At 33.4% G+C, this 17940-nt stretch carries 17 protein-coding genes and 1 pseudogene; 16 read left to right on the top strand and 2 right to left on the bottom strand.

From position 1 onward, the window contains the following. Window positions 1–102: 102 nt before the first annotated feature. The 3 genes and pseudogenes from EB239_RS10065 (at window position 103) to EB239_RS10055 (ending at window position 2795) form a co-directional block, all read left to right on the top strand. Window positions 103–697: pseudogene (locus EB239_RS10065) on the top strand (IS607 family transposase). Continuing rightward, complete coding sequence (locus tag EB239_RS10060; protein WP_003869557.1) at window positions 678–2114, top strand: IS200/IS605 family accessory protein TnpB-related protein; 1437 nt, start codon at window positions 678–680, stop codon at window positions 2112–2114. Before EB239_RS10065 ends, EB239_RS10060 begins: the two are co-directional and overlap by 20 nt. Window positions 2115–2261: 147 nt before the next feature. After that, window positions 2262–2795 (top strand): Chromate resistance protein ChrB, encoded by a 534-nt coding sequence (locus EB239_RS10055; RefSeq protein ID WP_003869556.1) that lies wholly within the window; start codon window positions 2262–2264, stop codon window positions 2793–2795. Window positions 2796–2980: 185 nt separating this feature from the next. On the opposite strand, the gene EB239_RS10050 is transcribed toward EB239_RS10055, so the two are convergent. After that, window positions 2981–4258, bottom strand: a complete 1278-nt coding sequence (locus EB239_RS10050; protein ID WP_003869069.1) for a transposase — start codon at window positions 4256–4258, stop codon at window positions 2981–2983. 201 nt (window positions 4259–4459) lie between these two features. On the opposite strand from EB239_RS10050, the gene EB239_RS10045 reads away from it, so the two are divergent. Continuing rightward, window positions 4460–5590, top strand: coding sequence for an MFS transporter (locus EB239_RS10045; RefSeq protein ID WP_003871558.1), 1131 nt, complete (start codon window positions 4460–4462; stop codon window positions 5588–5590). Window positions 5591–5867: 277 nt separating this feature from the next. On the opposite strand, the gene EB239_RS10040 is transcribed toward EB239_RS10045, so the two are convergent. Beyond that, window positions 5868–7145 carry a transposase gene (locus tag EB239_RS10040; RefSeq protein ID WP_003869069.1) on the bottom strand — a complete coding sequence of 426 codons (1278 nt, stop codon included), beginning with the start codon at window positions 7143–7145 and terminating at the stop codon, window positions 5868–5870. Window positions 7146–7336: 191 nt separating this feature from the next. On the opposite strand from EB239_RS10040, the gene dapF reads away from it, so the two are divergent. Genes dapF through rsmB form a run of 12 tightly spaced genes read left to right on the top strand, consistent with a single transcriptional unit; the run spans window position 7337 to window position 17934 of the window. Continuing rightward, a complete protein-coding gene (dapF, locus tag EB239_RS10035) occupies window positions 7337–8161 on the top strand; it encodes a diaminopimelate epimerase (RefSeq protein WP_003869232.1) in 825 nt (274 codons plus the stop codon). Between the two features lie 45 nt (window positions 8162–8206). Continuing rightward, window positions 8207–9079, top strand: coding sequence for a YicC/YloC family endoribonuclease (locus EB239_RS10030; protein WP_003869231.1), 873 nt, complete (start codon window positions 8207–8209; stop codon window positions 9077–9079). A gap of 12 nt (window positions 9080–9091) precedes the next feature. Further along, complete coding sequence (gene remA, locus EB239_RS10025; protein WP_003869230.1) at window positions 9092–9385, top strand: extracellular matrix/biofilm regulator RemA; 294 nt, start codon at window positions 9092–9094, stop codon at window positions 9383–9385. Window positions 9386–9394: 9 nt separating this feature from the next. Next, window positions 9395–10018, top strand: a complete 624-nt coding sequence (gene gmk / locus EB239_RS10020) for a guanylate kinase (RefSeq protein WP_003869229.1) — start codon at window positions 9395–9397, stop codon at window positions 10016–10018. Next, window positions 10015–10227, top strand: a complete 213-nt coding sequence (gene rpoZ / locus EB239_RS10015) for a DNA-directed RNA polymerase subunit omega (RefSeq protein ID WP_003869228.1) — start codon at window positions 10015–10017, stop codon at window positions 10225–10227. The genes gmk and rpoZ overlap by 4 nt, the downstream gene beginning before the upstream one ends. 11 nt (window positions 10228–10238) lie before the next feature. After that, entirely contained in the window at window positions 10239–11438 is a 1200-nt protein-coding gene (gene coaBC / locus EB239_RS10010) for a bifunctional phosphopantothenoylcysteine decarboxylase/phosphopantothenate--cysteine ligase CoaBC (RefSeq protein WP_003869227.1), read from the top strand. A gap of 50 nt (window positions 11439–11488) precedes the next feature. Then, entirely contained in the window at window positions 11489–13687 is a 2199-nt protein-coding gene (gene priA / locus EB239_RS10005) for a primosomal protein N' (RefSeq protein ID WP_003869226.1), read from the top strand. Between the two features lie 19 nt (window positions 13688–13706). Next, window positions 13707–14186: a peptide deformylase gene (gene def, locus EB239_RS10000; RefSeq protein ID WP_003869225.1), complete on the top strand. Its 480-nt coding sequence runs from the start codon at window positions 13707–13709 to the stop codon at window positions 14184–14186. 3 nt (window positions 14187–14189) lie between these two features. After that, window positions 14190–15119, top strand: coding sequence for a methionyl-tRNA formyltransferase (gene fmt / locus EB239_RS09995; protein WP_042835398.1), 930 nt, complete (start codon window positions 14190–14192; stop codon window positions 15117–15119). A gap of 20 nt (window positions 15120–15139) precedes the next feature. Then, the gene (locus tag EB239_RS09990) at window positions 15140–15892 is read left to right on the top strand and encodes a DUF116 domain-containing protein (RefSeq protein ID WP_003869223.1); all 753 of its coding nucleotides are present in this window, start codon (window positions 15140–15142) and stop codon (window positions 15890–15892) included. A 5-nt stretch (window positions 15893–15897) separates the two neighbouring features. Further along, window positions 15898–16581 (top strand): zinc metallopeptidase, encoded by a 684-nt coding sequence (locus EB239_RS09985; protein WP_003869222.1) that lies wholly within the window; start codon window positions 15898–15900, stop codon window positions 16579–16581. Between the two features lie 18 nt (window positions 16582–16599). Further along, window positions 16600–17934, top strand: coding sequence for a 16S rRNA (cytosine(967)-C(5))-methyltransferase RsmB (gene rsmB / locus EB239_RS09980; RefSeq protein ID WP_003869221.1), 1335 nt, complete (start codon window positions 16600–16602; stop codon window positions 17932–17934). Window positions 17935–17940 lie beyond the last annotated feature (6 nt).

Below are 17940 nucleotides of genomic sequence, written 5' to 3'. Positions count from 1 at the left end.
TAATTGCCATAAGTAGAAAATTGAAAAGCAAGAGAAAGAAAGATAGAGGAGGTCAAAACAGTTGAAATTAATAGTAAAAAATGATGTAATTTCAATTAGGTGATGACAAATGTTATTAACTATAAAAAAGTTAAAGAGCTATATGATATAAGCAGAATTACATTAATAAACTGGGAAAAAGAAGGATTAATAACCCCAGTTAGAACACCAAAAGGAAGAAGAAGGTACAAAAAAGAAGATATAGAGAAGTTATTAGGCATGCTGGAAGAAAAACCAAAACCCAAAGTAGTTTTGTATGCAAGAGTGTCCACAAAGAAACAAGAAGAATATCTTAAGAATCAAATTAGAAGGCTTGAAGAGTATGCTAATTCTCAAGGATGGCAGTATGAAGTTATATCCGAAATAGCAAGTGGAGTAAATGAAAACAGGAGAGGATTGTTAAAGCTTTTGAACAAGATAAAAAGAGGAGAGGTTGAAAAAGTTGTAATAGAATATCCTGATAGACTTGCAAGATTTGGCTTTGAATATCTCAAATTTTTCATGGAAAGCTTTGGGGTAGAACTAACAATTTTAAATGATAAAGAAAATGAAGAATACGCAAATAAAGAGTTGGCAGAAGACTTAATAGCAATAGTCCTCATTTGCAGCAAGAATTTATGGACAAAGGAGCAAAGAGCATGATAGTAATACAGGCTAAACTCATTTTTTTAAATCAACAAGACAAACAAATAGTATTAGACTTAATGAGAAGATGGTCGTCCTGCATGAGATTTGCATACAAAAGGCTTCTAGAAGGTTATGATAGAAAAACATTAAAAAGGGACCTTCCGAAAACTTTCAATTTAAACTCAAGGTATGTAGATGATGCAATAATGAAAGCAAGAAGCACATTAGAATCTGCTAGAGAATTAGGCGAAAATCCAAAGAAAGTCATTTTTGGAGGAAGAGACTTGTTTGGAAAACTTCAAAAGCGCCATATAAATGGGGAAGAATATCAAAAGCTAAAAACAAAGTGGCAAGAAAGAAGAAAAGGGAATCTCTATTCAAGAGGAGATAAAAGCAAAAAAGGAAATCTCAACACAAGAATAGAAATAAAAGAAAATGGCACTTTCTTAAGGATAAATGTAGGGGAAAGAAAATACTTATACGCCAGAATAGAAGCAGGCTACAAAAAGAATAAGAGCAGAGGAGAACTTCTACAGGAAATTGCCCAATCAAACATACCCTACTCTGTAGAATTAAAACTTAAAAACGGCAGTATATACGCCTATTTTGCTATTGAAGAAGAATATCCAAAAATAAAAATAACAAAAGGAAAAGGAGTCATAGGAATAGATTTAAATGCATATCCAGACAACATATCATGGGCAGAGACAGATGAAAAAGGTAATCTAATAAGCTATGGCAGTATACCAATGCCAGAGCTTGCAAGTGGCAGTAAGGACAAAAGAGAATATTTCAGATGGCAATATGCTCATGAGATAGTAAAAATAGCAAAAGAGAAAGGAAAAGCAATAATAATTGAAGAATTAGAAATAAAAGAAAAAGGTAAAAGAGGAGATTTTTCAGGGAGAAAATCAAGAAGGATAAGACATAACTTTAGCTACAAATCACTTCTTTCAAAAATAAAAACACTAGCAAAAAGAGAAGGGATAGAAGTAATAGAGGTAGACCCTTCTTACACATCAATAATAGGAATGTTAAAATATGCACCGCAATACATGATAACGAAAGATATAGCAGCAGCCTATGTAATAGCAAGAAGAGGGTTGGGACTGCAAGAAAAGATACCAGATAATTATATAAAGTTTCTCAACGCATTGACTGTAGATGAATTAGAAGAATTAAAAGAGCATGTAAAGAAAACAGTTAGAAACAAGCATTTAAAGAAAAAACATTTAAGAGAAATAAACAAAGTAATAAAATTTATACAAAGCCTTGAGAGTGAGTCAGGAAAGGTACTAAAACCTCTGGATGGAACAAGTTTTAGTACCTATAATTTCTGGCAAGTTCTCAAGGTAGCGGTGGTAACGCCACTCTCCCCTGAGAAAGTGCCAAGAGACTTCTCTACCCTGAAGGAATTACTAATTCAGGGCAAGTGGAGAGACCCGTAAGGGCGCGAGTTCCTGCTTCTTGGGGCAGGGGCTATGGTTTTCCCAAATACCGCCTGCTGGGGCAGGGAAAGTCTGAAGGGCGGACTATAAATACCCCAGCTATCTGAACTGTCCAGTTTTGTACAGTTTGGGTAACCAGGTGGAAAGTTGAAGTGGTTACTTTTTGTGTATAAGGTCCCAAGTGATTCTTCTACAGCTAGAGTTACTATATGGAGAAGAATAAAAAAAATTGGCGCTTTGTATTTACAACAGTCTGTATGTATTGTGCCTTACATGGAAAGGCTTGTAAAAGAAATAGAAAAGTTAAAGGATGAAATTAAAGGCTTTGGAGGAGATTTTAAAGCCTTTGAAGTAGTGGCCCTTGATGAAGAAATAGAGAAGGATGTGATAGAACAATTTAATCATCAAAGGAGGGAAGAATATAGTGAAATAAAGGAACAATGTGAAGAGTTTTTTAAAGAGATTGAAAAAGAGATAGCAAGAAAAAATTTTACTTTTGCAGAATTAGAGGAAAATGAAGATGAGTTGAATAAGTTATATAAGTGGTTTGAAAAAGTAGCCCAAAGAGATGTGTTTGAGTGTGAAATGAAAAAAGAGGTTAAGGAATTATTAGAAAAAGCCAGTCGAGACTTTGAATATTTTGCTTCATTGGTTTATGAAAATAGGGATGTGCAAAATTAATTAAAATAATCATAATCAAAAACCAAAATATGTATTACATACAATATATAGTAATCAACACTGACAATCAAACATAAAGGAAGTGGTAAGGGAAAAGAAAAGACAAAAAGAGGAGCTAAAAAAGGGCATAAATATCCTGTAGAAGTCAAATGTTAAAAAATGGCATGAAATAGATTCAATAAAAATTAGGCCGATTGCATCAAAGCAACAAGAGATCTAAACTCATCATATTTGCCCAATTTAATAGCTACAATAGCGACAGTAAGCAAAGTAATATGGCCAAAAGTATTAAGGTTGCTCACAGAATTAATATTTCTAACATAAGCCTTTTCAAAATCCAGAGCTTTAAAGCGGGAATTATATCTTTCTGATTCAATTCTCAATTTGTAGACGGCCTTAAAATATAGGGAGTCTCTATTAATAGAGGACCTATAATCAGAAGATATAATAGCATACTTAGTACAGCCTCTATGCTTTTTGCCATTAAAATATTTAGGATGATTTATAGGGCAGGCAGAATCATCCTTAGAATTACAGAACTTGCAAACAAATTTTTGCTTAATAAAACCATCAAAATATTGCTTGCCATCTTTAAGCATTTTAATACCCGCTTCACAGACCATATAACCATCATCAGTCAGAGGGGGATTTTTAGAATTACGCTTGTTAAGAGGAATAAAGCAATGACCGTGGAGAATATTTCTAACATAATTATAAAGTTTCTTAACATCATAGCCTTTATCAGCAATAAAATTAACATACTTAAGGTTAAACCACTTATTAGTCTTCTCAAGCAAAGATAAAGCGGCTTCAAAATCAGGGGCATCAGCGGGGGTAGTAGTTTCAGCGATGGGTAAACCAGAGATAGCATCAACAATAATGTGATTTTTATAGCCCCAATAAAACTTATAGCGTTTATTAGAAGAATCGTTAGAAGCAGAATAAACGCCTAATTTACAATCCTTATCTGACTTAGGCTGATTATCTTTAGAGAATTTATTTTTAGAAAAAGACTTAGGGTTATTTAACTTAGTGTTAGCTTTAATAGGGGTAGAATCCATGGAAATAAACTCACCGGAGATAATACCCATATTTTTGAGGATATTGACCTGATTTTGAAAAATAGAGGTCAAATAATCATGAGAGAAGTCATTAATAAAACGGCGAAAAGTCCAATAAGAAGGAAGAGGTTTAGAAATGTCGAAGCCACAAAGATGAGCAATGATAAGATTATTGCGGAGATAATCTAAAAGGTCAGAAATTGTGCCGAATCTTTCAGCTTTCATGACAATAAAAGCTCTAAAAAGTGCATGGTGAGAATAACCCTTACGGCCAGGACTAGAGGAAGGGAATTCAGGTATTGAAGACAGGTCAAGATTTTCAAACATAGAAGAATAGAAATCAATTTTAGACTGAGAGGTAAAGAGTTCAGGTATATTTAAAAGCAATTGAAGCTGGTACATGTAGGATTTCCTCCTTCTTAAAAAATTTTTTATAGTGTATATATAATAATTCGACAAATGGGAGGGTAAATCCTACATAAAAGATAAAAAATTCAAGAGTGATAGGAAAAAAGTATGTCTGTAGAATGGCTTAAATTAAGGCTTCTGAATTTTGCACAAGTCTATTATGAAAATAATAAAGAGTGAAGGGAGGCATTTTAATTGTTAAATGTAATTATTTTGGGGTTGACAAGTCTTCTTACAGATATATCTACTGAAATGGTATATCCTTTGATTCCACTTTTTCTCACTTCTCGACTTGGGGCAAGCCCGGCAATAGTAGGGATTATTGAAGGGTTTGCGGAAAGTCTAGCTAGTATACTTAAGGTTTTTTCAGGGTACATATCTGATAAAGTAGGTAAAAGAAAACCTTTAGCTATAGCTGGATATTCTTTTTCTACTATAGGAAAAATGTTTTTGTATTTTGCTACTTCATGGGGATGGGTTTTTTGGGGTAGAACTGCTGACAGGTTTGGAAAAGGAATACGAACAGCTCCAAGAGATGCTTTGATTGCTGAAGCTGTAGATAAAGAAAACATTGGGAGAGCATATGGACTTCATAGAGCATTGGATACTTTAGGCGCAACGATTGGAATTGCTTTAGCGTATTATTTTTTGACTTCTTATAAAGGAGATTATAAAGCAGTTTTTATGTATTCTCTAATACCAGCTTTTTTAGGAGTTATTGTGCTGTTTTTTGCTAAGGAAAGCACAGTAAAACATGAACTTTCAAAAAAACTTTCATTTTCTTGGAAAAGTCTTGATAGACGTCTTCAAATGTTTTTAATAGTTATTTTAATTTTTGCCTTAGGTAATTCTTCTAATCAGTTTTTACTTTTGAGAGCAAAAAGTGTGGGCTTTAGTGATTCGGATGTTATACTTTTGTACTTGGTGTATAATATTGTTTACATGATATTTTCATATCCAATGGGAAGATTATCTGATAAGATAGGGAGAAAAAAGCTTCTCATTATGGGTTATTTCTTTTATGGAATAGTGTATTTAGGATTTGCTGTTTTTGGCTTTAAAAGTGCTATGTGGATATTATTTTCTGTTTATGGTTTGTACATCGCTTTGACTGAGGGTGTTGAAAAAGCTTTAGTAGCGGAAATTTCTCCACCTCATTTAAAAGGTACAGTTATAGGGCTTCATGCTACTTTTACAGGCATTGGCCTTTTACCGGCTTCTTTTATAGCAGGAGTACTTTGGGATACATTGGGAGTAACTGCACCTTTTTATTTTGGCGGAATTATGGGAGTTTTGGCTGCTATTGGCCTTATGATCGTTTTATGATTGTTTTCCTCACATTTTCTTAAAATATCTAACCAAATTAGCCTTTTTTGTGTTATAATATCCTTGAAGATTATAGGGATGTGCAAAATTAATTAAAATAATCATAATCAAAAACCAAAATATGTATTACATACAATATATAGTAATCAACACTGACAATCAAACATAAAGGAAGTGGTAAGGGAAAAGAAAAGACAAAAAGAGGAGCTAAAAAAGGGCATAAATATCCTGTAGAAGTCAAATGTTAAAAAATGGCATGAAATAGATTCAATAAAAATTAGGCCGATTGCATCAAAGCAACAAGAGATCTAAACTCATCATATTTGCCCAATTTAATAGCTACAATAGCGACAGTAAGCAAAGTAATATGGCCAAAAGTATTAAGGTTGCTGACAGAATTAATATTTCTAACATAAGCCTTTTCAAAATCCAGAGCTTTAAAGCGGGAATTATATCTTTCTGATTCAATTCTCAATTTGTAGACGGCCTTAAAATATAGGGAGTCTCTATTAATAGAGGACCTATAATCAGAAGATATAATAGCATACTTAGTACAGCCTCTATGCTTTTTGCCATTAAAATATTTAGGATGATTTATAGGGCAGGCAGAATCATCCTTAGAATTACAGAACTTGCAAACAAATTTTTGCTTAATAAAACCATCAAAATATTGCTTGCCATCTTTAAGCATTTTAATACCCGCTTCACAGACCATATAACCATCATCAGTCAGAGGGGGATTTTTAGAATTACGCTTGTTAAGAGGAATAAAGCAATGACCGTGGAGAATATTTCTAACATAATTATAAAGTTTCTTAACATCATAGCCTTTATCAGCAATAAAATTAACATACTTAAGGTTAAACCACTTATTAGTCTTCTCAAGCAAAGATAAAGCGGCTTCAAAATCAGGGGCATCAGCGGGGGTAGTAGTTTCAGCGATGGGTAAACCAGAGATAGCATCAACAATAATGTGATTTTTATAGCCCCAATAAAACTTATAGCGTTTATTAGAAGAATCGTTAGAAGCAGAATAAACGCCTAATTTACAATCCTTATCTGACTTAGGCTGATTATCTTTAGAGAATTTATTTTTAGAAAAAGACTTAGGGTTATTTAACTTAGTGTTAGCTTTAATAGGGGTAGAATCCATGGAAATAAACTCACCGGAGATAATACCCATATTTTTGAGGATATTGACCTGATTTTGAAAAATAGAGGTCAAATAATCATGAGAGAAGTCATTAATAAAACGGCGAAAAGTCCAATAAGAAGGAAGAGGTTTAGAAATGTCGAAGCCACAAAGATGAGCAATGATAAGATTATTGCGGAGATAATCTAAAAGGTCAGAAATTGTGCCGAATCTTTCAGCTTTCATGACAATAAAAGCTCTAAAAAGTGCATGGTGAGAATAACCCTTACGGCCAGGACTAGAGGAAGGGAATTCAGGTATTGAAGACAGGTCAAGATTTTCAAACATAGAAGAATAGAAATCAATTTTAGACTGAGAGGTAAAGAGTTCAGGTATATTTAAAAGCAATTGAAGCTGGTACATGTAGGATTTCCTCCTTCTTAAAAAATTTTTTATAGTGTATATATAATAATTCGACAAATGGGAGGGGAAATCCTACATAAAAGATAAAAAATTCAAGAGTGATAGGAAAAAAGTATGTCTGTAGAATGGCTTAAATTAAGGCTTCTGAATTTTGCACAAGTCTATGAAGATTAGAAAATGGAGTGATATAGGTGAAATTTACTAAAATGCATGGATTGGGAAATGACTTTATAGTAATTGAGGCTCTAGAAAATGTAGATTATAGTGAATTAGCTATTAAACTTTGTGATAGGCATTTTGGTATAGGGGCGGATGGTCTTTTAGTTGTTGAGCCTTCAGGAATTGCGGATATTAGGATGAGGATTTTTAATGCAGATGGTAGCGAAGCAGAAATGTGCGGTAATGGTTCTAGATGTTTTGCAAAATATGTTTATGAAAGAGGGATAGTAAAAAAAGAGAAAATGGCAGTGGAAACCTTAGCGGGAGTGATTATGCCAGAAGTTTTTGTAGAAAATGGGAAAGTAGAAAGTGTAAAGGTTTATATGGGCAATCCCATTTTTGAAGCTAGCAAAATACCTATAAAAAGTGACAAGCAAAAATTTATAAATGAGCCAGTAAAAATAGATGGGAAAGTTTATAAATTAACTTCTCTAAGGGTAGGAGTGCCTCATACTATTGTTTTTGTAGAATCCTTAGATGAAAATATGATTAAAGAATTAGGTCCTAAAATTGAAAAATCTTCCCTTTTCCCTCAAGGCACAAATGTAGATTTTGTAAAAGTAGAAGATAAAGAAAATATTTCTGTAAGGACTTGGGAAAGAGGTGTGGGGCTTACTCTTGCTTGTGGAAGTGGTGCCTGTGCGTCTGCAGTAGCTTCAGCAGTTTTAGGTAAGACGGAGCGAAATGTCAATGTCCATTTTAAAGCTGGAAAACTTTTAGTAGAATGGCTGGAGGACAATAGTATTTATTTATCAGGAAGTGTGGAAGAAGTCTTTAGAGGCGAGATAGAGCTTTAGTTTAATACAGAGAGAATTTGACTATAATAAGAAAAAGGTGATATGATGATAAAAAGCATGACCGGTTATGGAAGAGGTGAGATTAAGGAAAAAGGCTATTATATAACTGTGGAAATTAAATCTTTAAACCACAGATTTTTAGACATAAATTGCAGAATGAATAAGCTTTTAAGTGGACTTGAAGAAAAAGTAAGAGAATTTGTTTCGCAGCATGTTGTGAGAGGGAGAATAGAATTAAATATTGGCTTTGAAGTGTATGAAAGAAGTATTAATGTTATAGAAATTGATGAGAATCTTTTGTCAGAATATCTTAGAGTTTTTACTGATGTAAAGTCTAAATTTGAATTAGAAGGATTTATAAAGGTAAGTGATTTGGTGTATTTGCCGGAGGTTATCAAAGTAAAGAATGATGATCTGGATTTGGAAGAAATATGGGAGGTATTAAAACTGCCATTGAGTGAAGCTATTAATAACCTCATTGACATGAGAAACAAAGAAGGTATAAAATTATACGATGATGTAGTTAATAGGATAGACAAAATTTCAGATATAGTAAAAGAGATTGAAGATTTGAGTTTTGTAATGGTAGAAGATTATAGAAAAAGATTGGAACAGCGTATAAAAGAATTGGGGGTAGATATAGACCCTAATAGGATGGCAATGGAAATAGCAATTATTGCTGACAAGTCATGTATTGCTGAAGAAATAACAAGGCTTAAAAGCCATATTATTCAATTTAAAGATTCTTTAGAAGAAGAAGGGTCTGTAGGTAAAAAATTAGATTTTATAGTTCAGGAGATGAATCGTGAAGCTAATACGATTGCTTCAAAGTCAATAGACTATAGAATTTCTAGTAAAGTCATTGACTTGAAAAATGAGATTGAAAAAATTAGAGAACAAGTTCAAAATATTGAGTAGGGAGGAAAAAGTATGTCGATTAAATTAATAAATATTGGTTTTGGCAATATAATTTCGGCAAATAGATTGGTGGCAATAGTCAGTCCAGAATCAGCACCTATAAAAAGAATAATTCAAGAGGCAAAAAATAGAGGTATGCTTATTGATGCTACATATGGTAGAAGAACAAGAGCAGTTATAATAACTGATAGTGACCACATAATACTTTCTGCTGTTCAACCAGAGACCGTAGCTAATCGTCTCAATTCAAATAAAGAGATATTAGAGGACACTTTAGAAGAAGACGAAGAAGAAGAGGAAGAGTAGGGGGAATTTGTGTTGTCGAAAAAGAAAAAAGGGTTACTTATTGTGCTTTCTGGGCCTTCAGGGGCAGGAAAAGGAACAATATGCAAAGCCTTGATGGAAAAAGAGAAAAATTTAAAATTGAGTATATCTGCCACCACCCGTCAGCCAAGAAGCGGGGAAATAGAAGGGAAAAACTATTTTTTTAAATCGGAAGAGGAATTTGAGAAAATGATAGAAAATGATTCTTTTTTAGAATGGGCAAAGGTATATGGCCACTACTACGGTACACCAAAGGATTTCGTGTTAAAAAATTTAGAAGAAGGAAATGATGTAGTTTTAGAGATAGATATTCAAGGAGCTTTAAAAATAAAAGAGAAGTTTCCAGAAGGAGTGTTTATTTTCATATTGCCTCCTTCAATGGAAGAATTAAAAAATAGGATTAAAAAACGGGGGACAGAGACAGAAGAGGAGATAATAAAAAGATTTAAAAGTGCTTATGAGGAATTAAACTATGTTTCCAGGTACAATTATGTAGTTATAAATGATAGTGTAGAAGAAGCGGTTGAAAAAATTAGAGCTATAATTATTGCAGAGAAATGCAGAGTTGATAGAAATAAGGATTTGTACTTAGAAATCAAGGAGGAGTTGGTATGATTTTATATCCATCAATTGTAGATTTAATGGAAAAAGTGGATAGCAAATATACTTTGTGTTCTTTAATTGCAAAAAGAGCAAGACAGCTTATTGCTGGTGACACTAAATTAGTAGACATAGATTCTGATAAACCTGTAACAATTGCTACAGAAGAAGTAAATAAAGGACTTATTACTTATGAAAGACCGCAAAAATATGGAATAAAATAGAGGGTGTTGAAATGAATACAAGCAAAAAAAATGTAGTATTAGGGGTTACAGGAGGTATAGCAGCTTATAAAGCTGCAGACCTTACATCTCGACTAGTAAAAAAAGACATAAATGTGGATGTCATAATGACAAAGGAAGCTACAAATTTTATAAGCCCTCTCACTTTTGAGGCTTTAACTAACAATAAAGTAGTTGTTGACATGTTTACAGACAGGAAATATTGGGAAATTGAGCATATTTCTTTAGCAAAAAAAGCAGATGTATTTGCAATAGTTCCAGCAACTGCAAATATTATTGCTAAAATTGCTCATGGGATTGCAGACGATATGTTAACTACTACTATTCTTGCTACAAAGAGTCCTGTATTAATTGCTCCCGCCATGAATACAAACATGTATACCAATCCTGTAACTCAAAAGAATATTAAAATTTTAAAAGAATATGGCTTTTTATTTGTGGAGCCAGCTGCCGGAAGGCTTGCTTGTGGGACTTATGGCGCAGGAAGATTGGCTGATGTAGAGGAGATTGAAAAAGCTATTTTAGAGTTATTGGACAATGAGAAAAAAAGAGACTTTGAAGGGAAAAAGGTATTAGTAACAGCAGGGCCTACTCGAGAGCCTCTTGACCCTGTAAGATACATTACAAATCGCTCTTCGGGTAAAATGGGCTATGAGATTGCAAAAGCTTTAGTAGAAAGAGGGGCACAAGTGATTTTAGTTTCTGGTCCTACTTATATAGAGGTACCTAAAGACGTGACTTTTATTCCTGTAGAAACAGCGGTAGATATGTACAATGCTGTCATGATGCACCTTAATGAAGTAGACATTGTCATAGGGGCTGCAGCTGTTTCTGACTACAGACCTAAAGAGATGAAAAAAGAAAAGATAAAAAAAGATGATGAGAAATTAACTATTGAGTTGGTTAAAAATCCAGACATAATGTATGAAGTAGGACAGAAAAAAGGAAACAAGATTTTGATAGGCTTTGCTGCTGAAACTACTAATTTAGTAGAATATGCAAAAAGAAAGTTAAAGGAGAAAAATATGGATTTAATAGTTGCAAATGATGTATCTCAAGAAGGAGCAGGTTTTGAAGTAGACACTAATATAATAAAAGTCATAGACAGAGATTTAAACGTAAAGGAGTATCCTTTGATGACAAAGATAGAAGCTTCTCATGTGATATTAGATGAAATAGCTAAATTGTTGTAAGGCCTTTCGGCTTTTTTTATTTGGTAAATATTTAATAGGCGGAGGTTGCCATGTTTGCCGAGGTCGTTGTAGATATTAAATCTTCTAATACTGACAGGGTATATACTTATCGTATTCCTGAAGGAATGAATGTAAAAATTGGGATGAGGGTATCTGTTCCTTTTAATAATAGATTTATAGAGGGTTATGTAATAAGTATTACTGACAAGGCGTCTTATTCAGTGGATAAAATAAAGGATATCCATAGGATTTTAGACAGCTATAGCATATTTGATGAAAAAATGATTGAACTGGCTAAGTGGATGAAGGAATATTATAAATGTTATTTTTCTGAAGCTCTCCAGACTATAATGCCTGTAGGGATAAAGCAAGGGGAAAAGAAAGTAAAGGTTGTGAAAATAAATATTGATGAGATACCTTTTCAACTTTCTAAAAGAGCCCCTAAGCAATACGAAATATTACAATATTTAAAAAATAGAAGTCCTATTAGGCTTTCTGAGCTTGTCAAGGTGCTCAATATAGACTATGGAGTTATAAGAAGTTTACAAAAGAAAGGGTATATAGAAATTTATGAGGAAGAAGTATTGAGATTTAGTGTAAAAGATATTGAAAGAACCAAGCCTCTATTATTGACAGAAGAACAACAAAGAGCTGTAGAAGAGGTTAAAAGTTCTATCTTGACAGGCACTTTTGATAAATATTTGCTTTTTGGTGTAACAGGAAGTGGCAAAACTGAAGTTTATCTTCAATTAATAGATGAAGCTATAAAAATAGGCAAAAGCGCTATAGTTTTAGTACCAGAAATCTCATTGACGCCTCAGACTATTGAAAGGTTTGTGAGTCGATTTGGCAATAGAGTGGCTGTAATTCACAGTGGCCTTTCACCGGGAGAACGCTTTGATGAATGGCGAAAAGTAAAAAATGGTTTAGTGGACGTAGTAGTTGGTGTGAGAAATGCAGTTTTTGCCCCTTTTAATAATATTGGCCTTATTATAATTGACGAGGAACATGAGACTACCTACAAACAATCAGACTTAAGACCTAAATATAATGCTAAAGAAGTGGCAGAAAAGCGGTGTGAAATAGAAAAAGCAGTTCTGGTTATGGCCAGTGCTACTCCTTCTTTAGAGACATATTATAAAGCGAATAAAGGAGAATATAAACTTATAAGACTTACAAAAAGGATTAATGTTTCTATGCCGCAGATAGAAGTTGTCAATATGAGTGAGGAATTGGCAAGCGGAAATACTTCAATATTCAGTCGTAAATTATTTTCCTATATAAAAGAAAATCTTAAAAGGAAAGAGCAAACTATTCTTTTTTTAAACAGAAGAGGATACTCTTCATTTGTTTCCTGCAGAGATTGCGGTTATGTGCCTAAATGTCCTAATTGTGATATTTCTTTAACTTATCATTTTGAAGATAAAAAATTGGTTTGCCATTATTGTGGTTATGAGGAGACTATGAAAGAAACATGCCCTAAATGTGGAAGTAAAAGGATTAGGTATTTAGGCATAGGGACCGAAAGGGTAGAAAACGACATAAAAAAGTTTTTTCCTAATGCAAGAGTTTTGAGGATGGATGTAGATACCACAAGAAAAAAAGGGTCTCATGAGAAAATTTTTTATGACTTTAGAAATGGTAAGGCAGACATTCTAATCGGTACGCAAATGATATCTAAAGGCTTTGACATTCCAAATGTTACGTTGGTGGGAGTAATACTTGCGGATATAACTTTAAATCTTCCTGATTTTAGGTCCAGTGAGAGGACTTTTCAGCTGCTTACTCAGGTAGCTGGAAGGGCAGGAAGAGGTGAAAAGCCTGGAAGAGTAGTAATACAGACCTATGAAGATGACCACTACAGTATAGTTACCGCAAAACAGCAAAATTATGTGAAGTTTTACAACGAAGAGATAAAATACAGAGAAATTTTTAGATATCCTCCCTTTTCACATCTAATGAATATAGTGATATCAGGAGAAGAGGAAGAAGAAGTTAAAAACACTGCTGCAAACACTTATTTAACTTGTCAAAAGCTTATTAACAAACTTCAAAATAAGAGTTATAATAAAATACTAGGACCTGCTCCAGCTCCTATAAGTAAAATAAACAACCGATATAGATGGCAGGTCATTTTAAAAAGTGAAGATAGAAATATCTTGACAGAGATAGCAGAAGAAATTCAAAAGATGAAATATTCTAAAGATATAAGGATAGCTGTAGACATTGACCCTTTGAATATCATGTAAATTTAAGGAGGTATTTATTTTGGCAATAAGGTATATTAGAAAAAATGGAGATGAGGTCTTAAGGAAAAAAGCAAAACCTGTTACAGAGATAAATCCTCATATTCTCACTATATTAGAGGATATGGCACAAACTATGTATCTCAATGATGGAGTTGGATTAGCTGCTAATCAAATAGGAGTTTTGAGAAGGTTAGTTGTCATAGATGTGGGGGAAGGACTTTTAGAGCTTATAAACCCTGAGATTGTGTATGAAGAAGGAGAACAGGTAGGGGCCGAAGGCTGTTTAAGTATTCCTGGAGTAGTAGGAGAAGTTAAAAGGCCTAAAAAAGTAAAAGTAAAATATTTGGATAGAGAAGGTAAAGAGAGGGAAATTGAAGGAGAGGATTTACTGGCAAGAGCTTTATGCCATGAAATAGACCATTTAAACGGGGTTCTGTTTATAGATAAGGCTATAAGATTTTTAGATGAAGAAGAAAAAGAAAATGTCAAGGAGGTATGATTGTTGAAAATTGTCTTTATGGGGACGCCTGACTTTGCCGTCCCCTCTTTGCAAAAACTTTTTGAAGAAGGGTATGATGTAGCTGCAGTGGTTACGCAGCCAGATAAACAGAAAGGAAGAGGAATGAAACTTAGCTTTTCTCCTGTCAAAGAAGTGGCATTGCAAAAAGGAGTAGAAATTTTACAGCCGGAGAAAATAAAAAACAATCCAGAGTTTTTAAACAGATTAAAAGAGATAAATCCCGATGTCATAGTTGTTGCAGCTTATGGAAAGATTTTGCCTGAAGAGGTTTTGACACTGCCCAAATACGGCTGCATAAATGTCCATGCTTCTCTTTTGCCAAAATACAGAGGAGCTGCTCCGATTAATTGGGCTATAATCAATGGTGAAAAAGAAACGGGTATTACTACAATGCTTATGGATAAGGGATTGGATACAGGAGATATGCTTATCAAAAAATCTATTCCTATTTTAGATAAAGATGATGCGGAAACACTTCATGATAAGCTTTCTCGATTAGGAGCAGAGGTTTTGATAGAAACCTTAAAGGCGTTAGAACAAGGTACTTTGATTCCTGTGAAACAGCGGGAAGAGGAGGCTTCTTATTCACCAATACTTACTAAAGAAATGGGACATATAGATTGGAATAAAACGGCAGAAGAAATACGAAATTTGATAAGGGGAATGAAGCCTTGGCCTGGTTGTTATACTTTTTATGGAGATAAAATGCTAAAAATTTGGAAAGGCGAGATAGTTGAATACAATGGGAATGAAGAAAATGGAACAGTTTTAAAGTCAAAAGGGGACTTAATCGTGAAATGCGGTAAAGATGCCCTAAAGATAGTAGAAATTCAACAAGAAGGTTCTAAAAAAATGGGTATTAGGGAATATTTAATAGGTCACAATATACCTGAAGGGACAATCTTTAGATAATTTAAAAAGGAGAATTACTTTTGAAGGGGAAAAAAAGAGTTTTTTTGGGGATATTGGCAGTTACCTTTTTGGTTTTGACTTTAATTGTTTTGGGAATTTTATACGTAATAAATAGAGGTAGAATTGAACTTTATAAATATCTACTTATGACGTTAATGATTTTTGTTCTCTTTTTGATGGCTTTAATTGTAGCTGTTATTGGAGCAACTTTTTATGTGGTGGTCAGTAAAAAATCTAACAAATTTTTAAGCTCTTTCATAGCAAATTTTTTAGACCTTTTTTATCCCCTAGTGGTGTTTGTAGCAAGAGTTTTGGATTTAAAGATTGAAAAGGTAGAGCAGTCTTACATTGAAATAAAGAATTTTTTGTTTAATAAAAATATAAAGAGATATGCTCCACAAGACATATTGATATTGGCACCTCATTGCATACAATACAGCGGATGTAAATTTAAAGTGACTTATGATATAGATAATTGTAGACGATGTGGAAAGTGCCAAATCAATGATTTGGTAAACTTTAAAGAAAAATATGGTGTAAATGTGGCAGTTGCTACAGGAGGTACTCTTGCAAGAAAAGTAGTAAAGGACACAAAGCCAAAGGTAATAATAGCAATTGCTTGTGAAAGAGATTTGACAAGTGGCATGCAAGACGTGAAGCAAATCCCTGTTTATGGTATAATAAATGAGAGACCTAATGGTCCTTGCTTTAACACTCGGGTAGATGTGCAAAAAATTGAAGAGACTATAAAAAAATTGTTAAATGGAGGGTGAATAATATGTTTTGGGATACTACAATAATACTTTTAATACCTGCTTTAATATTTGCTATGTATGCACAAGCTAAGGTGCAGAGCACTTTTAGCAAGTATGCTCGCGTCAGAAATAGATATGGATATACCGCAGAGGAAGTAGCGAGAAAGATATTGGATAGTATGGGGCTTTATGATGTTAGAATTGAAAGGATACCGGGCAATTTGACTGACCATTATGATCCAAGAGCAAAAGTTTTAAGACTTTCTGAATCTGTTTATGGGAGTGAATCTATAGCTGCAATAGGAGTAGCTGCCCATGAAGCAGGGCATGCGATACAACACGCAAAAGGCTATGTGCCTTTGACTGTAAGAAACAGTCTTGTTCCTGTAGCTAATTTAGGGGCTAATTTAGCTTGGCCTTTAGTAATTTTGGGATTTTTCATGGGTGCTCCTGGATTACATTTGATAAATATAGGTATACTTCTTTTTAGTGCAGCAGTGCTTTTTCAGGTTATTACTTTGCCTGTAGAATTTGATGCAAGCAATAGAGCAATAGCGCTTCTTCAATCAAATGCGCTTTTTACAAGAGAATATATTGAACCCGCTCGGAAGGTTTTACAAGCTGCTGCTTTGACTTATGTAGCTGCAGCATTAGTTTCTATTATGCAGCTTTTAAGATTGATTATTATAAGAAATAGCAGAGAGTAAAGGAGAAAAATACAATAAATGAAACCAAGAGAAATAGCGTATAAAATACTTCAAGAAGTGTTGTCAAAAGAAGCTTATGCGAATATTTCCTTTAATAAGCATTTAAGAAGTCAAGAATTAAAAGAAATAGATAGAGGTTTTACTAAAGAGTTGGTATTTGGTGTTATTGAAAGAAAGTACACATTAGATTTTATACTTTCTTTTTTTGTAAAGAAGGCTCCGGATTTAAAAACCATGATTTTTCTTGAAATGGGATTATACCAGCTTTTGTACATGGACAAAGTTCCTTCTTATGCAGCTATAAATGAGACAGTTAATATAGCTAAAAAAGTATTAGGGATAAAGAGAGCAAATTTTATAAATGCAGTTTTAAGAAACTATGAGAGAGAAAAAGAAAAAGTAATTTTCCCTGATAAAGAGAGGGATTTAAAGCAATATTTGAAGGTAACATATTCTTATCCTGATTGGATTGTGGAAAGATTGCTAAATAATTATGATGAAGAGAAGGCAGAGGCGCTTTTAAAAAGTTTAAATGAAAGGCCTGAAATTTGCTACAGGGTTAATACTCTAAAGATTGATATTGAAGATTTGAAAAGGCTATTAGATTCTGACGGTATTGTTTATAAAAAAGGTTATTATCTAGAAGAAGCACTGTATATAGATATTAAAAACCCTGAAAGGCATCAATTGTACAAAGAAGGGCTTATTTACATTCAGGATGAGGCTTCTATGTTGGTTTCTAAAACTTTAAATCCTAAAGAAGGAGACACAGTATTAGATGTGTGTGCTGCTCCTGGTGGTAAAACGACTCATATAGCACAATTGATGAAAAATAGTGGTGAAGTTATCGCTTTTGATTTGCATCCTCATAGATTAGAGTTGATAAAAGAAAACTGTAAAAGATTAGGAATTACAAACGTAAAAACTGAAGTCTTTGACTCTACTTTTGTCAATGAAAAGTATTTGGAAAAGGCTGATAAAGTCTTAGCAGATGTTCCTTGTACAGGTATCGGTATAATCAGAAAAAAACCCGATATTAAGTTAAAGAATTATACGAGAAAAGAAATTTCAGAATTAATTGAAGCTCAATATAAAATATTAGACTCCAGTTCAAAATATGTAAAAAAAGGTGGATTTTTGGTGTATAGTACCTGCACTATAGGAAAGGAAGAAAATCAAAATGTAATAATGAAATTTTTAAAAGAACACCCTGATTTTAAATTGGTTGATATAAAAGCTGAGATGCCAAGTGGATTAAGCATTGAAACTGATTCTTTAGGATATGTACAAACTACACCTTTAGAACATGAAATTGATGGCTTTTTTATAAGTAAGTTGAAAAGAATAAAATAGTGGAGG

The organism is Thermoanaerobacter ethanolicus JW 200, assembly GCF_003722315.1.
Lineage (GTDB): Bacteria > Bacillota > Thermoanaerobacteria > Thermoanaerobacterales > Thermoanaerobacteraceae > Thermoanaerobacter > Thermoanaerobacter ethanolicus.
Note: the sequence above shows the minus strand (reverse complement) of the source record. Positions and strands in the feature narration are given on the sequence as shown.